Origin of the sequence: Candidatus Poriferisodalis sp. (assembly GCF_965208925.1) — a bacterium.
In the GTDB taxonomy this organism is placed as follows: domain Bacteria; phylum Actinomycetota; class Acidimicrobiia; order Acidimicrobiales; family Poriferisodalaceae; genus Poriferisodalis.
Genome location: NZ_OZ242364.1, coordinates 3461796 through 3476804, shown reverse-complemented (window position 1 = coordinate 3476804; position 15009 = coordinate 3461796). Strand labels below are relative to the sequence as shown.

The window sequence follows — 15009 nt, the reverse complement described above, 5'->3', positions numbered from 1 at the left end:
CGATCTAGTTGAGGCGCTCCACGATCATGGCCATGCCCTGACCGCCGCCGACGCACATCGACTCGAGCCCGAAGGTCTTGTCGCGGTCGCCGAGGCCGTTGAGCAGCGTGGTCATGATGCGGGCGCCGGTCATGCCGAATGGGTGGCCCAAGGCAATGGCACCGCCGTTGAGGTTCAGCTGATCGACGATGTCGATGCCCAGCTCGTCGGCAGACGGGATCACCTGGGCGGCGAAGGCCTCGTTGATCTCGACCATGTCGATGTCGCTCATCGTCATGCCAGCGCGCGCCAGCGCCTTCTTGCAGGCCTCGATCGGGCCGAGGCCCATGATCTCGGGGTTCAGCGCCGACACTGCCGACGAGATGATGCGCGCGAGCGGCGTGATGCCCAGTTCCTCGGCGCGCTTGCGGCTCATCACCATGACGGCGGCAGCGCCGTCGTTCAGCGGGCAGGCATTGCCGGCAGTCACCCGGCCGTCAGGGCGGAATGCGGGCTTCAGCTGCGAGACGGCCTCGTAGGTGACGCCCGCACGCGGACCGTCGTCGGTGCTGACCACACTGCCGTCAGGCAGTTCCAGCGGGGTGATGTCCATCTCAAAAAAGCCGCGCCCGATGGCGTCCTCGGCCTTGTTCTGGCTCATCACGCCGTACTCGTCCATGGCCTGGCGGCTCACGCCCTTGTGCTCGGCCACGTTCTCGGCGGTGAAGCCCATGGCGATGTACAGGTCAGGCAGGCCGACCGGCGGTGTCCAGTCGCCGTGACCGCCTTCGCCGCGCACCTTGGTGCGCTCGCCTGCGGCTTTGAACTTGGGATTGGTGGTGCCGGGCAGGCTGTCGGAGTTGCCCTTGTCGTAGCGGCTGACGCACTCGACGCCGGCGGCAATGAAGGCGTCTCCCTCGCCGGCACGGATGGCGTGTGCCGCCATGCGGATGGTCTGCAGCGAGGACGAGCAGTAGCGGTTGACCGTGGTGCCAGGCACGTCGTCGAGCCCGGCCAAAATCGCCGAGGCACGTGCGATGTTGAAGCCGGCCTCGCCGCCGGGCTGCCCGCAGCCCAGCATCAGATCCTCGATCTCGCCATGGGGCAGCTCGGGCACCTTGTCGAGCAGCTTGGTGACGATCTGCGCCGTCATGTCGTCGGGCCGCATCTCGGTCAGCGAACCCTTGAAGGCTCGCCCGATCGGGCTGCGGGTGGTTGCAACGATGACCGGGTCGGTCGCTGCATCAGTACTCATGTGGTGTCCCCTCGCAGGGCGCGCCGGACCCGTCTGCAGAGCCGGTCACGCTGGGTGTGCGAGCACAGAGGCTAGGTCATTGCCCGGCGCTTCGTCCGGGAAGGCGCGCCACTCCGTGTGGGCGGGAAATCGGGTGCCGCGCGGGCTCAGGCGTTCTGCAGTGCCCGCCAGACATTCTGCGGGCTGCATGGCATGTCGATGTGGCCGATGCCCAGGTGGGCTACCGCATCGCACACCGCGTTGTGCACCGCCGGCGTGGAGCCGATGGTGCCCGACTCGCCGATGCCCTTGGCGCCCAGCGGGTTGCGCGGGCTGGCGGTTTCGGTGTTGGACACCTCAAAGCTCGGCAGTTCCGCCGCCGAGGGCACCAAGTAGTCGCCGAGGCTCGGGTTGCGGGGCTGGCCGTCGCCGTCGTACTCGACGTGCTCGTACAGCGCTTGGGCGATGCCTTGGGCAATGCCGCCGTGCTGCTGGCCGTTCACGATCAGCGGGTTCATGATGGTGCCGCAGTCGTCGACGGCGACGTGGCGCACCAGCTCGACCTCGCCGGTGTCGCGGTCGACCTCGACGACGGCCACATGAGAGCCGAACGGGAACGTGGAATCGGTGCCGTCGAAGTTCTCCTCGGCCATCAGGCCTGCCTCGAGACCGGACGGGCGGGCGCTGTCGTCGTTGGCCAGCTGCGCGATGTCGGCCCAGCTCACCGAGCTGGTCGGCACGCCGGCAACGGCGAGCCCGCCTTCGGCCACCACGATGTCTTCAGCAGATGCCTCGAGCAGGTGTGCGGCGAGCTGCTTGCCCTTCTCCAGCACTGCCTGGCTCGACAGGTACACCGCCGAGCCGGCCGTCTGCAGCGAGCGCGAGCCCAGTGTGCCCGCACCCGAGGGCACCTCGGCGGTGTCGGCGTCGAGGTGGGTGACCTGATCCATGGGAATGCCCAGCACTCCCTCGACGATCTGGCTGAACGCCGTGTCGTGGCCCTGACCGTGGCTGGACGTACCCACCCGGATGGTGGCCGTGCCGTCTTCGTGCACCTCAGTGCTGCCGTATTCCACGTGCAGGCCCACGGGAGCGGTGATCTCCACATAGGACGACACGCCGATGCCCAGCAGCTTCGAGTCACCGGAGTCGCGCCGGGCCTGCTGCTCGGCTCGCAGATCGGCATAGCCGGAGGCTTCGAGCACGGCGTCGAGGGCTCGCTCGTACTCGCCCGAGTCGTAGCTCACGCCCGTCTGCAGGGCGGTCGGGAAGGCATCGGGCTGCAGGTAGTTCTTGCGCCGGATCTCGGCAGGGTCCATGCCGATCGCGGCAGCCGCCTTGTCCAGGATGCGCTCCACCATCTGGGTTGCCTCAGGACGCCCGGCGCCTCGGTACGCACCGATTGGCGTGGTGTTGGTGATGACCGTCTGCGAGACGAAGTCGATCACCGGGATGTCGTACACGGCCTGGCTGAGCATGCCGGTCAGCATCGGCAGGATCGCGCCGATGATGGGGTACGCGCCGGCGTCGGCAATCACGTTCGCCTTCAGGCCCACGATGCTGCCGTCGTTGCGCACGCCCATTTCGACGTTCATCACCATGGCGCGCCCCTGCACCATCGACAGCATGTTCTCGGTGCGGTTCTCGGTCCACCTGGCGGGGCGGCCCAGCGCCTGGGCAGCCTTGCCCACCACGATGTACTCGGGGTACACCGCAGCCTTCGGGCCGAAGCCGCCGCCCACCCACGGTGCGGTCACGCGCAGCTGGTCGGGCTCGAGGCCGAGCGCCGGGGCGAGCGCCTCATGCTGGGAGTGGGCATTCTGCACCGACAGGTGCATGGTCATGCTGCCGTCATCGCCGGGGACGGCCACGCAGCCGTTGGCCTCCATCGGGGCGCCGGCCAATCGCTGGGTGACGATGCGCTCCGAGACGACTTGGTCGGCGCCTGCGAGCGCATCAACTCCCGGCCGCTCGCCGGTCTCCTCATCTGGGCCCGGTATGGCGAACGGGAAGCACACGTTGGACGGCTGCCCGTCCCACACCACAGGCGAGTCGGGATCTGCAGCTCGCTCGAAGTCCGAGACAACCGGCAGCGGGCTGTAGTCGACGTACACGGCCTCGGCGGCGTCATTGGCCTGCGCCTGGGTCTCCGCCACTACGGCGGCCACCATGTCGCCGACGAAGCGCACCCGGCCTGCTGCCAATGGCGGCCGGTTGAAATCCGGCGGCATCATCGGGAAGCCTTGGAAGGCATCCATCGGCAGGCTCTCCGCGGTGTACACCGCCACGACGCCCGGCATGGACGAGGCGTCGGAGGTGTCGATGGAGGTGATCTCGGCGTGGGCCTCCGGCGACCGCACGAAGGCGACCCGCGCCGCGTTGACGTCGAGGTCGTCCACGTAGTGATTCGCCCCGGTCAGCAGCCCCGGATCTTCCTTGCGCTGAACAGGATTCCCCAGGATCGAACCCGATGCGGCCATCGCTTGCCCCCTTGTGGCGGGCACCCCGCGCAGGGTGCCGGATTGCGTTCAGAACGGCGTGCCCGGCCGCGGTCGGCCCGGCATCAGCCGCGACAGTAGCCCAATGCTCGGCAGGCGCTGTGCGCTGCAAGACGTGCTGCAGGACTGTTCGATCAGGCTCTGGCTGACGCCGCCGCAGTTCTGTCGAGCGATGCCAGCCAGCTCGCCACAGTGTGCGCTGCGAGGCCCGGGTTCTCGCACATCCACCAATGGCCGACGTCGAGCAGCTCGGTGACTCTGGCGCCGGCACGGGTGGCGATGCGGCGGTGCATGACGCCGCCGCCGGTGAAGTGGTCGCCGGCCGCCAGAATGCACAGGCCGGGCCGCTGGCCGGCTGCGGCGATGTTGAAGCCGAGGTCGGCCATGGCGGGCTGGGCCGCGTCGCGGTACAGCGCCAGGATGCACCGGCCCATGTCAGCGTTGATGTGCGGCACGACGGATTGGGCCACCTCGGGTCCCATGCCGAGGCCGGCGTAGAACGCGATTCGCTCGGGGTCGGGACGGCTGATCATGCGTGCGATGGATGCGTCGCCCTCCGGCGTTTGCCAGAGCTGCGCCGCGTCGTGCCAGACGTAGTCCGCGTCGAACAGGCCGATGACGTCGGTGCACCACGACCGGATCAGATCCGGTCGCTCCATGGCGATGCGCATGACATGACCGCCGCCCCAGTCGTGCCCCAGCAGGTCCACGTGCTCGGTGCCTGCCGCGAGCAGCCCCTCCAGCTCAGCCGCGAGCCAGTCCCGGTACTCGTTCATGGTGGCGCCGAAGCCGTCGGGTGACGGCACGCCGAAGCCGGGGGGCGACAGCGCCACGACATCGTCGGGACCAATGCCGTGGCGCTCGAGGGCGCCGCGCATCGGGTCCCAGATGGCGGTCGTCTCGGGGTTGCCGTGAACGAGCACGAGCGTCATGGACAGCGTCTCCCTGTTCGGGTCTCGGGCGGGGGTTCAGCCGGTCGGCGCAGCGGTTCGGTCGGCTGCGCGCAGCCGGGAGGTCGCTTCGAAGTCGACGGATCGACCGTCGTCGCCGATGACTACGCCGTAGTCGCGGCGGGCGCCCTCGACGCTGACGACGTCGTCCATCACGTCTCGCAGCACGGCGTCGGGCTCGCGCTCGAACGCGTCGCCCCAGCCGCCCCCGCCGGGCGTGTCGGCGATCATGCGTGCGGGACCCATCCGCTTCACGCCGTACTTGGGCGGCACGAACGTCGGGCCGTCGTGCTCCGCGTCGACGGGGACGATCCACTCCAAGCCGACGCCACCAGTGCCGCCGCCGCGCACACCGTGCCCGGTCGGCGTGTCCAGCCCCTCGGCCCGGAATGACCAGATGGCGGGCTCCAGAATGTCGGCCTCGTACCGCACGCCGGTGCCGCCGCGCCGCTGCCCCGGGCCGGCGTTGTCGCAGCGCTGCTCGTGGCGGACATACCGGACGGGGTACATCTGCTCGTGGAACTCCAGGTTCGGCAGGTCGAGGCCGCCGAGCGTGATGAGGTGGCCCATCTGCGGGAAGCCGTCACGTTCGGCAGTTGCGCCGGGGGTGGCCATCGCATGCCACTGGTACATCACCCAGGTGGTGCCGTCGTCGCGGCGGCCGGCGACATGGCCGTGCATGGTCTTGGACCATGCGGCGCAGGCCCGGTCGGGGTCGGCGTGCGCGAGCGCCTGCCATACGGCGATCACGATCTCGTGGGCCACGAAGACCGTGTTCATCGTCATCGGCGCCGGCGGCAGGGCGTTCACGATGCTGCCCTCGGGGGCGATGATCGTCAGCGGCCGGTAGGTGCCCTCGTTGCGCGGGATCGATGTGTCGAAGAATGACGACACGGCCAGGAACACCGAGGAGTAGGTGTTGGCCAGCGAGCTGTTCTTGAAGCCGTCGATCTGCGGATCGGTGCCGGTGAAGTCGAGCGTCATCTCGTCGCCCTCGACGCTCAGGTGCACGCGCACGGCGATGTCTGCCGGACCGAAGCAGTCGTTGTCGGTGCGATCCTCGCCGTAGTAGGCGCCGTCGGGCAGCTCGGTGATGGCTGCGCGCATGCGTCGCTCGCCGTGGGTGAGCACGCCGTCGAGGTAGGCCAGGTAGGGCTCGACGCCCAGTTCGGCCACCAGGCCGAGGACCCGCTCGGCACCGATGCGTGTGGAGCCCAGCATCGCCAGCAGATCGCCGTCGAGCAGCTCGGGCGTCCGGCAGTTGATGAGCAGCAGCTCCCACAGGTCGTCGCGGACCTTGCCGGCCTCGATCAGCTTCATGACCGGCAGCCGGATGCCCTCCTGCCAGATCTCGGTCGCCTCGGGGTTGTAGGTGCCGGCGAGCCCGCCGCCGATGTCGGACTGGTGGGCACGATTGCAGCAGAAGCCGACGAGCGTGGGCTCCCGGCCCCCCTCTTCAGTGAAGACCGGCCTGGCGATGACCCAGTCGGGCAGGTGGTTGCCGCCCGCCACGTAGGGGTCCGACAGCAGGAAGACATCCTCCGGGTTGATGCGTCCTTCGTAGCGCTTCAACAACGCGCGCACGGCAAATCCGCCGCCGCCGGTGTGGATGGGGATGCCGTCGGCATTGGCCACCAGCGTCCCGTCGGGCGTCGTCACATAGCACGAGAAATCGTGGCTCTGGCTGAAGATCGTGCTGCGCGCGGTACGCGTCATCACCCAGCCCATGTGCTTGCTGATCTGGTCGAGTCGGTTCTGCATGACCGCGAGCACGATCGGGTCCAACTCGACTCCGTCCGGTGCCGCCGCAACGCCGTTCGTCTCGCTGCGCGCGCGGCCCGATTGGACGCTGCGGGAAACGGCCGCATCCCCCGTCCCCGCCGCACGCTCGGCTTCGTCGGCTGGTGTCAAGTCGATGAACAGGTCGCCGTTCGCGTCTACCCACAGCCGGTCGCCCGGTCGTGCCACAACCGTCGTGGTCAGTTCCTCGACGAGCGCCGGCCCCGTGATCGTGTGGCCGCGCCGCAGCATCTCGCCGTCGAACACCGGTGTGTCGCACCAGCCGAACGGGCCATGCCAGACCGAGCGCGTCTCGATGGGCTCTGGATCACCCTCAGCGGGCGCGGTCTCGGATGTGGCGACGTCGCCCGTGCTCGCCCGCGCCACCAGGCGAAGTGAAGCGACCATGATCGTGCCGTCCTGCTGGACATGGCCGTACAGCCGCTGATACTCAGTTTCGAAGGCGCCGCGCACTGCTGCCGCGTCGATCGTGGACAGGTCGTCGCCGTAGGCGGGTACGCGGATCGTCCACAGCTGGCCCGGGTGGTGCAGCTCCAGTTCGCAATCGAGCGCCACCTGGTCGGCTGCGAAGCCCTCCCCGTCCATCACGTCGAGGGCTTGTGTGCGCAGGGCTTCGAATCCTGCGTCGATATGGACTGGATCCAGCTCGTCGAGCGAGCCCATCAGGAAGCGCGTGAAGTCCTGGCGGACGTCGGAGTGCAGCATCCCGATGGCGCACAGCGCGCCGGCGTCGCGGGGCACATAGACGCGCTCGCAACCGAGTCCGGCAGCCACTGATGCGCCGTGCATCGGACCGGCGCCGCCTGCGGCGACCATCGTGAAGCGCCGGGGAGAGTGGCCCCGTTCGATCGAGATGTGCTCGGTGGCGCTGAGCAGGTGCTGCTCGACGACCTCGACGATGCCGGCAGCTGCCTCTTCGATGGTCATGCCGAGCGGTTCGGCGACGTGGGTGAGGATCGCTTCGCGGGCGGCGTCGATGTCGAGATCCAAGGTGCCGCCGGCCGACTTGCCCGGTCGCAAACGGCCGAGCACAAGCTGGGCATCGGTGACCGTCGGCAGCGTGCCGCCGTGGCCGTAGCAGGCGGGGCCGGGGTCGGCCCCCGCGCCCTGCGGCCCCACGTAGAGCAGGCCGGCCTCGTCGACTCCCGCAATGGTGCCGCCGCCGGCGCCGATCGTGTGAATGTCGATGGCCGGGGTGGAGACGTGGTAGCCGGCGATCATGATGTCGTCGCGGGTGTCCACCTCGCCGCCCGACATGAGCAGCACGTCGCAGGAGGTGCCGCCGATTTCCATGGAGATCAGGTTCCCGGCGACCGCCGAGGTGTACTCGTCGGTCACGAGCGCTGCGTCCGTGGCGTCGCGGTACAGGTTCAGTGCGCCCACGGCGGCAGCCGGGCCGCTGAGCAGCAGGTTGACGGGCCGCTCGGACACCTGGTCGACCGACGCCGCGCCACCGTTCGACTGGACCAGCAGGATCGAGTGGCGCAGCCCGGCGCCGGCAAGTTGGTCGTTGAGCGTGTGCAGGTACGACACGATCTTCGGCGACAGCGAAGCGTTGACGACGGCGGTGGAGGTGCGCTCGTATTCGCCCATGAGCGGCGACACGGCGGCTGATGTGGTGACCCACGCGCCGTCCCACCGCTCCCTCACCGCCTCAGCAGCGGTGCGCTCGTGTGCATCGCTCACGAACGAGTTCATGAACGCGACAGCGATGGCCTCGACGTCGTGGCTCTCGAAGTTCTCCAGCACTGCGCCGAGGCCGTCGAGGTCGAGCGGGGCGTGCTCGGTGCCGTCGGCGTCGATGCGCCCGCCCAGCGTGGCTCTCAGATAGCGGGGCACGAGCACCGGCGCAAACGGAGCACGGTGATTCCACTGGTCCTCGCGCAGGCCGCGGCGGATCTCCAGAGCATCACGGAAACCCTCGGTGGCGATCAGCCCGACGGTCGCTCCCGTGCCTTCGAGCATCGTGTTGGTGGCGACGGTGGAGCCGTGCACGAACAGCGCGCAGCCTGCGAGCACCTCACCCAGCGGCATGCCGACGTCCACCGCCACGCGAGCTAGCGCCGCGTGCACGCCCCGGCTCGGATCCGCAGGCACCGAGGGAACCTTGGCCACCCAGGTCGCGCCCTGCGCATCGGCCAGCACCAGGTCGGTGAACGTGCCCCCGACGTCCACGCCGATGCGCCACGGCGCGGCGGGCCGCCCCGGCGCGCTGTCCCCGCCGGCTGTGCCGTTGGGGGCAGGCATCGCTGTGGACTCGCTCATGGGCCCAGTCTCGCACCCAGCTCTGCAATCTGCTGCGGTGGCATGTATGGTCTGCTCCCGTGTGTAGGGTTCCACCACATTCAAGATCGATATGATGATATCTACAGATCGAAGAGTCGGACAAATGGCCAACGCCGCGGAATAGTCAAGTTGGTTGACGATAGCACGCGGCCGGATCGCACAAGTTTACCTGAGATTGCAACCACCGCTGAGGAATTAGGCGCCCGCACCAACAAGACCGATGCGAACGAAATGAGGCTTTGAACTATTGTGACCAGACAAAAGAGGCCAGTCAAAGTGGCCGCGATTATGACTGTATCTGCGACAGTCCTAATGGCCGCTCTAGCAGGGATTGCCGGTAGTGCTCCGTCACTTGAAGCGCAGGTTGCCCAACATGCGAAAGAGTTATCGAAGCCGGAATGTAGCAAGGCTATAGACGCATATAGGTACCATGGTCAGATATTGGCACCAAAAGACCCGCTGTTGGTTAAGCTGCAGCGAATACTCGATGAATTGGCAACGCTCGAGTCGATAAAGTCCGATAAGTTCATTTCGAAAGAAATTCGATCGGGCACTGTTGACGCAGTTTGGGCTTTGGCCAACGCATGTAGCAAGGAAGCACTGCCGCGGCTCAGCTCTCCAGGCATCCTTATTGGCAACGACGTCGTCGAGCAGCTGGATGGCCGTGTAGCTCTTGACGACACGACGCTTGGCGCGGTGCGTGCCACGATTTTTGAAGATGTCGAACGTCAGAAGGATTGTGTCCATATTCGATCGCTACATGGCTTCGGAGGTGGCGCCTGCAGTGATGAAAACATGGTGGTGGCCCAGCTCCAACTTTGGTTCTGCGAAACAAGTCGCGCGGAAGACGCCGAGGATGATGTATTTGAATCGCAAGGGTGCCACTCTGCAATTCCGACTACGGCTGATATGGCTGCCCCGGCGATGGTTGTAGTCGGATCGACGGATGAATCAGAATTGTCATTGACGCTTACTGACGGACGGGTACTACGCACGGAGACCCACACTGTGCAAGGCACTGACAAGAGATTCTTCGCAATACCGATACCTGGAACACGCAGTGCGTCAGTCGACTCGATCGACGGTACACCTAAAGCAAGAACACTTGAAAATCAGAAGGTAGATAGGTCCACGTTGCTGCCGTTCCCGGGCATAGGGGAATAACTCTGATGAAGCATAGAGTAATTTTCATAGTTAGTGCATTGCTGCTCTCTGCGCTAGTTTGGTTACCAAGCGCCGGTGCCGATCACCTGCCTTCTCGAAGCGGATACTGGTACCCTTATTGTGCGACTGAGTGGCGGGATCACTGGCCAACTGGGCAGATGCGCGTCTATTTCGATGCTAACGCCAATCAGCTCAAGTGGTGGAGATACCGCATGTACAATTACCCAGTTCACAAGAACAAGAATGACTTGTTGATCCAAGAGTTCTGGGGATGGGGTGGAACGTGGCATTGGGCTAAAGATAATCTCAGGAACTCGCAGTCGGCTGGCATATACCGTCGCGTACCTGAGGTCTACAGTGAGCCAGCGTATGCAGGCCACATGAGTCATACTGATGAAGACTGGATCTATCGCACAAAATTTGTGTTTGATGTTCCTGGGAACGACCCGGAGTGCTATACGCTGACGTATCCTCCGCTACGCTGACGACTCTTTCCCGAAGTTCATTCGTGGGCGCGTGCCATTGCTTGGCCTAGAGTTGCGCATCAATGCCCTGACGGTGCTGTTCGCCGGGCTCGCTATTGCTGCGGCGTGCAGTGGACCAGTCGAGGCCGATGTGACAGTGGCGACTCGAATTCACGGAGTTCTGGAGAGTCGCGCGGAGCGTTTGGAAGACTCTGCAGAGGTCAGATTGACGCGCGACGGCGATCAGCATTGCGTAGATCTCCACTTGGCCGCGCCGACTGGTTGGGAGGAATCCACGAGGGCTGACGAGGCGTTCACGGGTGGGGCGTTCTGTGGTGAGTGGTTCTCGGAAGCGGACGTGCTGGTAGGCGGTTCAGGCCGTGACTACGTGCCGCCGTCATATGGAGGCCTTGAGGCCGAAGGAGACTCGATCTGGGGCGATTTGATCTACGGCGTCGGCCGACCGGGTGTAGATGCTGTAGTGGTGACGAGAGACGGCGTCGATGTTGTGGTACGTACCGACGAATCCGCTGGCGTAGCGGCATTTGTCGTCTGGTGGCGGGGTTCAGGGAATCCGGGCGATCCGGTGCCGATGGTGAGTGTTCGGCCCGCGCGTTGAACTGGCGCCAGGCCGCTGCCGCAACTGGGCTTGAGGTCGCTGATAATCCGAGCGCTGTTTGCGAGACTGAGCCGACGCCACGACGACCTTGGTCGCACGAGGGGGCCGAAATGCGGGAGCAAGATTGGAGCGCACCGCAGTCTGCAGCGCTGTACGAGCGAGCACAGCGCTCGATTCCTGACGGCTCGTCGAGGTCGATGCTGCTGCGGCGCCCGCACCCCATTTATGTCGACCACGCCTCCGGTGCCTGGGTCACCGACGTGGACGGCAATCGCTATCTCGACTGCAACAACAACTTCGCCTCGATCATCATCGGCCACGCCGACCCGGGCATTTCAGCCGCTGTGGCGGAGCGGATGGCACGCGGCTCAGCCTTCTCGCTTGCCAACGACGTCGAGATCGAGCTGGCCGAGCTGCTCTGCGAGCGCGTCGAGAGCTTCGACCTGATCCGCTTCTGCAACTCCGGCACCGAGGCGGTGATGGCCGCGTTGAAGGCCGCTCGGGCGTATACGGGACGTCCAAACGTGATCAAGGTGGAAGGCTCATATCACGGCACCTACGACCACGCCGAGGCCAGCCTCGGAGCCGATCCCACCAACTGGGGAGACGCTGGGGCCCCCCGGACGGTGACCTACGCATTCGGCACACCGACATCGGTTGCCGAAGAGGTCGGCATCATCGCGTACAACGACGCTGAAGGTGCCCGCGCCGCCATCCAGCGCGCCGGGGATCAGCTCGCCGCCGTGCTGGTTGACCCGATGCCGAATCGGGTCGGGATGCCCGACCTCGAGCCTGAGTTCATCACGGCAATCCGGGAAGCCACGCGCAAAGTCGGCGCCCTGGTGGTGCTCGACGAGGTGATCACGTTCCGGCTGGGCCACGGGGGCATGCAGACGCTGGCAGGCATCGATCCGGACTTGACGACGCTCGGCAAGATCATCGGCGGGGGATTCCCGGTAGGCGCGATCGCCGGGCGCACGGGTCCGATGGAGACGTTCGTGCGGATCGACGGCGACCGGGCCAAGGTGCCGTCGGGCGGCACGTTCTCGGCCAACCCGATCACGATGGCGGCAGGCCTCGAGACGATGACTCGCCTCGACCATGCGGCGTTCGCCCGGCTGGACGAAGCGGGAGCAGCGGTGCGCTCGGGTCTGCGGGAGCTCTTCGACCGGGAAGGTCTGGGCTGGCAGGTGACCGGCCGGGGCAGCCTGTTCCGGGTGCACCCCCACCAGCGCCACATCCGCAACTACCGCGACTCCTACCAGTCCAGCGACGAGAAGGCGGTCATCGAACAGTTCGGGTTGCGCATGCAGGCCAACGGCGTGTACTTCATCGGCGACAGCCTCGGATCGCTGAACTTGGCGACCAGCGATGGCGACATCGAGCACTTCCTGATGGCCGCTGCGGCCTCGATGCCGGGGGATAATGCGGGGTGATGCTCGAGACGCAGCTCACGGCACAGACTGAACACGAGGCACCGGTCAGCATCGCTGCGGGCTTCGACCCCGACCCTGCCAAGTCGCTGTCATTGCGTGCAGATGCGTACATCGATCCCCGATGGCACGACATCGAGCAGCGTGAGGTGTTCGCCCGAAGCTGGCAGTGGGTGTGCCATGTCGAGTCGCTGCGCAACCCGGGTGACTACGTGGCGCTGCCGGTCGCCGGAATGCCCATCGCGCTGGTGCGCGGCAATGACGGCGCACTGAGGGCCTTCTACAACGTCTGCCAGCATCGGGCGCACCACCTGCTCGCCGGCGCCGGCAACACCGGCAGCATCGTGTGCCCCTACCACGGCTGGGCCTACGACCTGTCCGGGCAGCTCCATCGGGCCCGCGAGACCGACCATGTGCGGGGATTCGACCCCTCGCAGATCTGTCTCCAGCCGGTGCAAGCAGAGGAATTCGGCGGGTTCATCTACGTCAATCTGGACTCGTCGGCTAAGTCGCTGGCCGCCCAATCCGGCGAGCTCGGCGCCGAGATCGCTCGCTGGGCGCCGGATGTCAACGACCTCACGCACGTTCGCCGCTTCTCCTACGAGATCGCCTCGAATTGGAAGAACGTCGTGGACAACTTCCTCGAGTGCTACCACTGCCACATCGCCCACCCCGACTTCGTGACGCTGGTGGAGATGGACACCTACCGCGTCACCACCCACGGCATCTACTCCAGTCACATGGCCCGTGCCGGCCACTCGGACAATTCGGCCTACGACGTCGAAGGCTCCAGCGTGAAGGATCTCGCCGTGTGGTGGCTGTGGCCCAACACCTGCTTGATGCGCTACCCCGGTCGCGGCAACTTCAGCATCATGCAGATGGTGCCCACCGGGCCCGAGACCACGCATGAGACCATCGACTACTACTTCGAGTCCCCGGAGCTGAGCGAGGCTGACGTCGAGTCGATGCGCTACATCGACGAGATCCTGCAACCCGAGGACATCGGCATTGTCGAGAGCGTGCAGCGCGGCATGCGCACGCCGGCGTTCAGCCAAGGCCGCATCGTGTGCGATCCGGGCGGCTCGGGCCTCTCCGAGCACGGCGTGCATCATTTCCATGGGCTCGTGCTTGATGCCTACCGCCGGGCGGGCGCCGCCTAGTCCCTGCAGCAGGCCATCAATCGGACCTCAGTCCGTCAGCCGGTGCGGCGGCTCTGCGACACTGAGCCGATGGCGGAACGGATCGGGTCATCGGCGAGCAGCGGGCGCTCAGAATCGCAATCGGCTGCGCTGTACGCCAAGGCGCACCAGTGGATTCCCGACGGCGTGTCGCGGGCGACGCTGCTGCGGCGGCCGAACCCGATCTATGTGGATCACGGCAACGGTGCGTGGGTCACCGACGTCGACGGCAACCGCTACCTGGACTGCAACAACAACTTCACCTCGATCATCGTGGGGCACGCCAATCCAGCGGTGACCCAGGCCGTCAGCGCACAGATGGCACGCGGCACCGCATTCGCGATGGCCAGCAACGTCGAGATCGAACTGGCATCGCTGCTGTGCGAGCGGGTGGAGAGCTTCGAGCTCATCCGATTCTGCAATTCGGGAACCGAGGCCGTCATGGGAGCGCTGAAGGCAGCCCGGGCGTTCACCGGTCGGCCGAATGTCATCAAGGTGGAAGGCGCCTATCACGGCACCTACGACCACGCCGAAGCCTCTCTGGCGTCGAGCCCCGCCAACTGGGGCGATGCGGCGGCACCGGTGACGGTGCCGTACTCGTTCGGCACGCCGCACTCGGTGACCGAAGAGGTCAGTGTGATCCACTTCAACGATGCCGAGGGGGCTCGGGCGGCCATTCGCAGCCAGGGCGACCGTCTGGCGGCAGTGCTGCTCGACGTGATGCCGAGCCAGGTCGGTCTGCCGGCCATCGAGCACGACTTCATCGACGCAGTCCGCGAGACCACCCGTGAGGTGGGTGCGCTGCTGGTGCTCGACGAGGTGATCTCGCTCCGGCTGGGCTACGGCGGGGCGCAGACACTGCTCGGCATCGACCCTGACCTCACCGCCGTGGCCAAGATCATCGGCGGCGGGTTCCCGGTCGGCGGGGTCGCGGGACGCGAAGGGCCGATGTCGACGTTCGCCCGGGCCGGCAGCGCCCGTGCCAAGGTGCCGTCGGGCGGCACGTTCACGGCCAATCCCGTCACGATGGCCGCCGGGCATGCAGCCATGAACCTGCTCGACCGCGACGCCTTCGCCCGGCTGGATGAGCTGGGCGAGGCGGTGCGCACCGGCCTGCGCTCGGCGATCGATGCCGCTGGCGTGGACTGGCAGGTGACCGGCCGGGGGAGCCTCTTCAAGGTCCATCCCCACACGAGGCACATCCGCAACTACCGCGACGCGCATCTCAGCAGCGACGAGGCAGTCGAGCTGGAGCGATTCGAGCACGCGATCCAGTCGGCTGGCGTCTATCTGTCCGGTGGGGGATTCGGCAGTCTCAGCCTGGCGACTACCGACGATGACGTCGCCTTTCTCCTGGAGGCCGCTGCAGTCGCGTTCGAAGGCTGACTCTCGGCGACGACACCG

9 protein-coding genes are annotated in these 15009 nt (G+C 66.4%); 5 read left to right on the top strand and 4 right to left on the bottom strand.

The genetic code is table 11. From position 1 onward, the window contains the following. Positions 1–4: 4 nt before the first annotated feature. From ACOGI5_RS15360 to ACOGI5_RS15345, 4 genes are all read right to left on the bottom strand, one after another. A complete protein-coding gene (locus ACOGI5_RS15360) occupies positions 5–1234 on the bottom strand; it encodes an acetyl-CoA C-acetyltransferase (RefSeq protein WP_419865274.1) in 1230 nt (409 codons plus the stop codon). A gap of 146 nt (positions 1235–1380) precedes the next feature. Continuing rightward, entirely contained in the window at positions 1381–3693 is a 2313-nt protein-coding gene (locus ACOGI5_RS15355) for a xanthine dehydrogenase family protein molybdopterin-binding subunit (RefSeq protein ID WP_419865273.1), read from the bottom strand. Positions 3694–3845: 152 nt separating this feature from the next. Further along, positions 3846–4643, bottom strand: coding sequence for an alpha/beta fold hydrolase (locus ACOGI5_RS15350; protein WP_419865272.1), 798 nt, complete (start codon positions 4641–4643; stop codon positions 3846–3848). Between the two features lie 36 nt (positions 4644–4679). Further along, on the bottom strand, positions 4680–8726 hold the full coding sequence (locus ACOGI5_RS15345) for a hydantoinase B/oxoprolinase family protein (RefSeq protein WP_419865271.1): 4047 nt from the start codon (positions 8724–8726) through the stop codon (positions 4680–4682). A 462-nt stretch (positions 8727–9188) separates the two neighbouring features. Between ACOGI5_RS15345 and ACOGI5_RS15340 the strand changes: the two genes are divergently transcribed. The 5 genes from ACOGI5_RS15340 to ACOGI5_RS15320 all read left to right on the top strand — a co-directional run bounded on the left by ACOGI5_RS15340 (position 9189) and on the right by ACOGI5_RS15320 (position 14991). Next, positions 9189–9911 carry a hypothetical protein gene (locus tag ACOGI5_RS15340; RefSeq protein ID WP_419865270.1) on the top strand — a complete coding sequence of 241 codons (723 nt, stop codon included), beginning with the start codon at positions 9189–9191 and terminating at the stop codon, positions 9909–9911. A gap of 729 nt (positions 9912–10640) precedes the next feature. Then, complete coding sequence (locus ACOGI5_RS15335) at positions 10641–10994, top strand: hypothetical protein (RefSeq protein ID WP_419865269.1); 354 nt, start codon at positions 10641–10643, stop codon at positions 10992–10994. 110 nt (positions 10995–11104) lie between these two features. Beyond that, the gene (locus ACOGI5_RS15330; RefSeq protein WP_419865268.1) at positions 11105–12430 is read left to right on the top strand and encodes an aspartate aminotransferase family protein; all 1326 of its coding nucleotides are present in this window, start codon (positions 11105–11107) and stop codon (positions 12428–12430) included. Beyond that, positions 12430–13587, top strand: coding sequence for an aromatic ring-hydroxylating oxygenase subunit alpha (locus tag ACOGI5_RS15325; RefSeq protein WP_419865267.1), 1158 nt, complete (start codon positions 12430–12432; stop codon positions 13585–13587). Before ACOGI5_RS15330 ends, ACOGI5_RS15325 begins: the two co-directional genes overlap by 1 nt. Before the next feature lie 69 nt (positions 13588–13656). Beyond that, positions 13657–14991, top strand: coding sequence for an aspartate aminotransferase family protein (locus tag ACOGI5_RS15320; protein WP_419865266.1), 1335 nt, complete (start codon positions 13657–13659; stop codon positions 14989–14991). Positions 14992–15009: the final 18 nt, after the last annotated feature.

Excerpts from the sequence above, each read along its gene's own strand:
- ACOGI5_RS15360 (WP_419865274.1), bottom strand. The coding sequence starts at position 1,234 with ATGAGTACTGATGCAGCGACCGACCCGGTCATCGTTGCAACCACCCGC.
- ACOGI5_RS15355 (WP_419865273.1), bottom strand. The coding sequence starts at position 3,693 with ATGGCCGCATCGGGTTCGATCCTGGGGAATCCTGTTCAGCGCAAGGAA.
- ACOGI5_RS15350 (WP_419865272.1), bottom strand. The coding sequence starts at position 4,643 with ATGACGCTCGTGCTCGTTCACGGCAACCCCGAGACGACCGCCATCTGG.
- ACOGI5_RS15345 (WP_419865271.1), bottom strand. The coding sequence starts at position 8,726 with ATGAGCGAGTCCACAGCGATGCCTGCCCCCAACGGCACAGCCGGCGGG.
- ACOGI5_RS15330 (WP_419865268.1), top strand. The coding sequence starts at position 11,105 with ATGCGGGAGCAAGATTGGAGCGCACCGCAGTCTGCAGCGCTGTACGAG.
- ACOGI5_RS15325 (WP_419865267.1), top strand. The coding sequence starts at position 12,430 with ATGCTCGAGACGCAGCTCACGGCACAGACTGAACACGAGGCACCGGTC.
- ACOGI5_RS15320 (WP_419865266.1), top strand. The coding sequence starts at position 13,657 with ATGGCGGAACGGATCGGGTCATCGGCGAGCAGCGGGCGCTCAGAATCG.